Genomic DNA, 4,918 nt, shown 5'->3' on the forward strand with positions numbered 1-4,918 from the left:
TCATGGCGCTGTTTTCCTGGCTGGCCCTGGTGGACGTGGTGCGCGCCGAGTTCCTGCGGGGGCGCAACCTGGAGTACGTCAAGGCCGCGCGGGCGTTGGGCCTGGGGGACGGCAAGATCATCCGCCGGCATATCCTGCCGAACGCGATGACCGCTACCCTGAGCTACCTGCCGTTCATTTTGACCGGGGCGATTTCTACCCTGAGCGCCCTGGATTTCCTCGGTTTCGGCATGCCCGCCGGCAGCGCGTCATTGGGTGAGCTGATCGCCCAGGGCAAGCAGAACCTGCAAGCACCATGGCTGGGGCTGACCGCGTTTTTCACCCTGGCGCTGATCCTGTCGTTGCTGGTGTTTATCGGCGAGGCGTTGCGTGACGCCTTCGACCCACGCTCATGAAGGCCGTTGAGATGACTGAAAACCTGATCGAGATTCGCGACCTGAGTGTCGCCTTCAACGGCCAGACCGTGGTGCGCAAGCTGTGCCTGGACGTGCGCCCCGGCGAGTGCCTGGCGCTGGTGGGCGAGTCGGGTTCGGGCAAATCGGTGACCGCCCATTCGATCCTGCAACTGCTGCCCGAAGCCGGCACCGAAACCACCGGCTCGGTGCGCTATCGCGGCCAGGAACTGCTCGGCGCCTCGCCCGCCACCCTGCAAAAACTGCGGGGCAACCGGATTGCGATGATCTTCCAGGAGCCGATGACGTCCCTGAATCCGCTGCACAGCATCGAGAAGCAGATCGGCGAAACCCTGCTGTTGCACAAGGGCCTGGGCGGCAAACAGGCCCAGGCGCGGATCCTTGAATTGCTCGAACTGGTGGGCATCCAGAAGCCCCGGGAACGCCTCAAGGCCTACCCCCACCAACTCTCCGGCGGCCAGCGCCAGCGGGTGATGATCGCCATGGCCCTGGCCTGTGAACCGGAACTGCTGATTGCCGATGAGCCGACGACTGCACTGGATGTGACGGTGCAGCGCAAGATCCTGCTGCTGCTCAAGTCCCTGCAACAACGCCTGGGCATGTCGCTGCTGCTGATCAGCCACGACCTCAACCTGGTGCGCAGCATTGCCCAGCGGGTGTGCGTGATGAAGGCCGGGGAAATTGTCGAACAGGCGGATTGCGAAACCCTGTTCTGCGCCCCGCAGCACCCTTACAGCCGCCTGCTGCTGGATGCTGAACCGGCAGGCATCGTCTTGAATCACGAGGCGCGGGAGACGGTGTTGCAGGTGGATAACCTGAGTGTGCAGTTCCCGCTGGGCGGCGGACTGTTCCGGCGCAAGCAATACCTGCAAGCGGTGGATGGCATCAGCCTGGAGGTACAGCGCGGCAAGACACTGGGGATTGTCGGCGAGTCCGGCTCGGGCAAATCCACCCTGGGCCAGGCGATTCTGCGGCTGCTGGATTCCAGCGGCGCGATTCGCTTCCAGGGCGAGGCCCTCGACGGCCTGACGCAAAAGCAGATGCAACCGTGGCGCAAGCAGATGCAGGTGGTGTTCCAGGACCCGTTCGGCAGCCTCAGCCCGCGGATGTCGGTGGCGCAGATCATCAGCGAAGGCCTGGAAGTGCATGCGCCGTGCAGCCTCAAGGACCGCGAAGCCCAAGTGATCCGCGTGCTGGAAGACGTGGGCCTGGACCCTGCCAGCCGCCATCGCTACCCCCATGAATTCTCCGGCGGCCAGCGCCAGCGCATCGCCATCGCCCGTGCGCTGGTGCTCAAGCCGGCGCTGATCCTGCTGGACGAACCCACTTCTGCACTGGACCGTACCGTGCAGAAACAGGTGGTCGCCCTGTTGCTTGAGTTGCAGGAAAAGTACGGCCTGACGTACCTGTTTATCAGCCATGACCTGGCAGTGGTGCGGGCCCTGGCCCACGACATGATCGTGATCAAGGACGGTAAGGTGGTGGAACGCGGGCCCAGCGATGAAGTGTTTGCCGCGCCTCAACACCCTTACACCCGGGAACTCCTCGCGGCGGCGCACCCATGAGCACCACTGGCAGCCTCAAGGATTACCAATACGTTCGCGGCCTGGCGATCCAGTCGCTGTTCGAGATCATCGAGCAGTCCAGCGAAGGCACGGTGATTGTCGACGGTGACGCGAACATCGTCTGGATGAACGAGCGCTACGCGAAGCGCTTCGGCCTGAAAAGCGCCGACGAAGCCATCGGGCAACCCTGCGAGCAGGTGATTTCCAACAGCCTGTTGCGCCAGGTGGTGCGTAACGACCAGCCGATATTGCTGGATATCCAGGACACGCCCAAAGGCCCGCTGGTGGTGATGCGCCTGCCGATCCATGACGACGCCGGTAAGGTGATCGGTGCGATCGGGTTTGCGCTGTTTGATGAGCTGCGCAACCTGTCGCCGCTGATCGAGCGCTACCTGAGCATGCAGCAGGAACTGGCTTCCACTCGGTCGCTGCTGAGGTCGCGGCAGAGCAAGTACAACTTCGCGCACTTTATCGGCACCAGCGCGGCCAGCCTGGAAGTCAAACGCCGGGCGCGGCGCAGTGCCAGCGCGGACTCGCCGGTGTTGTTGCTGGGGGAAACCGGGACCGGCAAGGAGTTGCTGGCCCAGGCGATTCACGGTGCATCGCCTCGGGCGCACAAAGCCTTTGTGAGCATCAACAGCGCGGCGATTCCCCATGATTTGCTGGAAGCCGAATTCTTCGGCACGGCACCGGGCGCGTTTACCGGTGCCGACCGCAAGGGCCGACCCGGCAAGTTGCAGATTGCCCAGGGCGGCACGCTGTTTCTGGATGAGATCGGCGACATGCCGCTACCACTGCAAAGCAAATTGCTGCGGGTGTTGCAGGAGAAAGAGTTCGAGCCGGTGGGCTCCAACGAGATGATCCACAGTGATGTGCGGGTGATTGCGGCCACGTCCATGGACCTGGAAGCGGCAATCAAGCGCGGCGAGTTTCGGGCGGACCTGTATTACCGGCTGAATGTGCTGCCGATCCAGGTGCCGCCGTTGCGCGCGCGGCTGGATGATTTGCCGGCGTTGAGCGAGGCGATTCTGGAGGAGTTGCGCAGCCAGCATGAGCTGGACCGCGAGGCCTTGGCGTTATTGGCGCAGCATGCGTGGCCGGGGAATATCCGCGAGCTGCGCAATGTGCTGGAGCGGGCGGCACTGTTGAGTGATGACCTGGTGCTGGATGCCAGTGAAATTCGCGCAGCAATTGGTACATTCAGCCCGGTTGAGCAGAGTTCGGTAGAGACCGTTGAGGGCGAGAGTTTCAGCGCGGCCCGGGAGCGGTTTGATCGGCAGGTGATTGGGGCGGCGTTGAAGCACTGTGAGGGGAATGTGGTGGAGGCGGCGAAGCGGCTGGGGCTGGGTCGGTCGACCTTGTATAAGAAAATGGTTGCCCTGGGCATCGCCTAGTCTCCAAAAAGAGACACAATTCCAAATACAGAGAAAATCCAATGTGGGAGCGGGCTTGCTCGCGAATGCGGTGTGTCAGTGCCTGAATTACTGCCTGATACACCGCATTCGCGAGCAAGCCCGCTCCCACATTTGATCTCCAACAGTCTCAAATTCGGGACAAAACTTGAGAACACTCTCACAGATCAAGAATTTCTTTATATATTTCAACAGGTTAATAACTTGGCACACATCTCGCTAAAGCCCCTCCCCACCGCCTCACCCCCACAAAAATAACAATCAGATGGAGACACACCATGAGTGTGATCATTGCCCTCGCCGCTCTGGCGCTGCTGATGCTGGCCGCCTACCGTGGCTACAGCGTCATCCTGTTCGCCCCCATCGCCGCCCTCGGCGCCGTGCTGCTCACCGACCCTTCCGCCGTCGCTCCCGCGTTCACCGGGGTGTTCATGGAGAAAATGGTCGGCTTCCTCAAGCTGTATTTCCCGGTATTCCTGCTCGGCGCGGTGTTCGGCAAGCTGATTGAAATCTCTGGCTTCTCGCGCTCCATCGTCGCCGCTGCGATCCAGGTGCTCGGCACCCGCCAGGCGATGCTGGTGATCGTGCTGGTGTGCGCCCTGCTGACCTACGGCGGCGTGTCGCTGTTCGTGGTGGTGTTCGCGGTGTACCCGTTTGCCGCCGAGATGTTCCGCCAGAGCAATATCCCCAAGCGCCTGCTGCCGGCGACCATCGCCCTAGGCGCGTTCTCGTTCACCATGGACGCCCTGCCCGGCACGCCGCAGATCCAGAACATCATCCCCAGCACCTTCTTCAACACCACCGCCTGGGCCGCGCCGTGGCTGGGGCTGATCGGCACGATCTTCGTGTTCTGCGCCGGCATGCTGTACCTGGCCCGCCAGCGCAACAAGGCCCAGCGCGCCGGTGAAGGCTATGGGACCGAGCTGCGCAACGAGCCGGAAACCGCCGAAGACATCAAGCTGCCCAACCCTTGGATCGCGCTGTCGCCGCTGCTGCTGGTGGGCATCATGAACCTGCTGTTCACCCACTGGATTCCGCTGTGGTACGGCAAGACCCACACCCTCAGCCTGCCGGGCATGAGCGCGCCGGTGCAGACCGAAGTCGCCAAGCTCACGGCAATCTGGGCGGTGCAGGCGGCGTTGCTGGTGGGGATTATCGTGGTGCTGGTGTTCGGCTTCTCGGCGATTCGCAGCAAGCTCGCCGAGGGCAGCAAGAGTGCCGTCAGCGGCGCGCTGCTGGCGGCGATGAACACCGCTTCGGAATACGGTTTTGGTGCGGTGATCGCCTCGCTGCCGGGCTTCCTGGTGCTGGCGGACTGGCTCAAGGGCATTCCCAACCCACTGGTCAACGAAGCGATTACCGTGACCCTGCTGGCCGGCATCACCGGTTCCGCCTCGGGCGGCATGAGCATCGCGCTGGCGGCCATGTCGGAGAGCTTTATTTCAGCGGCCCATGCGGCCAATATCCCCCTTGAAGTACTGCACCGGGTCGCGGCCATGGCCAGCGGCGGCATGGACACCCTGCCCCA

Annotated in this window: 4 protein-coding genes; all 4 read left to right on the top strand. The window is 62.8% G+C overall.

The features are described from left to right. On the top strand, window positions 1-395 hold a 395-nt coding region (locus HX786_RS32125), incomplete at its 5' end, for an ABC transporter permease subunit (protein ID WP_256735350.1). A gap of 11 nt (window positions 396-406) precedes the next feature. Continuing rightward, complete coding sequence (locus tag HX786_RS31075; protein WP_008436992.1) at window positions 407-1,978, top strand: ABC transporter ATP-binding protein; 1,572 nt, start codon at window positions 407-409, stop codon at window positions 1,976-1,978. After that, on the top strand, window positions 1,975-3,372 hold the full coding sequence (locus tag HX786_RS31080) for a sigma-54-dependent Fis family transcriptional regulator (protein WP_178913053.1): 1,398 nt from the start codon (window positions 1,975-1,977) through the stop codon (window positions 3,370-3,372). Before HX786_RS31075 ends, HX786_RS31080 begins: the two co-directional genes overlap by 4 nt. A 296-nt stretch (window positions 3,373-3,668) precedes the next feature. Next, a partial coding sequence (locus HX786_RS31085) for a GntP family permease (protein ID WP_178913054.1) occupies window positions 3,669-4,918 on the top strand: 1,250 nt, incomplete at its 3' end.

Source organism: Pseudomonas sp. 21615526 (assembly GCF_013386245.1).
Taxonomy (GTDB): Bacteria; Pseudomonadota; Gammaproteobacteria; order Pseudomonadales; family Pseudomonadaceae; genus Aquipseudomonas.